This window comes from Pseudoalteromonas sp. GW168-MNA-CIBAN-0100 (assembly GCF_040309225.1).
Classification (GTDB): domain Bacteria; phylum Pseudomonadota; class Gammaproteobacteria; order Enterobacterales; family Alteromonadaceae; genus Pseudoalteromonas; species Pseudoalteromonas arctica.
This window is the reverse complement of record NZ_JBEOOL010000788.1, coordinates 1-255: the sequence shown is the minus strand read 5'-3', so window position 1 is coordinate 255 and position 255 is coordinate 1. Positions and strand designations below refer to the sequence as shown.

At 41.6% G+C, this 255-nt stretch carries 1 protein-coding gene; it reads left to right on the top strand.

Translation table 11 applies throughout. The features are described from left to right. Positions 1-255: efflux RND transporter permease subunit (locus tag AAEY62_RS23430; protein WP_350636851.1), on the top strand; the 255-nt coding region annotated here is incomplete at both ends.

Genomic DNA, 255 nt, shown 5'->3' with positions numbered 1-255 from the left:
CAATTAAGGCTCAAGCCGATCCACTTCCTGGGCAGCTTGCATCTGAATTATTTAATCGAGTAAGGCCACAAATAGAAGCGATTGACTTACCTGCCGGTTACACATTGGAATGGGATGGTGAGTATGGGCAATCAAAAGAGTCAAATGAAATGCTTGCATCAACACTACCACTTGGCCTTTTAGCTATGGTGCTAATTGTAGTGGTGTTATTCAATGCTTTAAAACAACCTATTATTATTTGGCTTGTGGTACCGC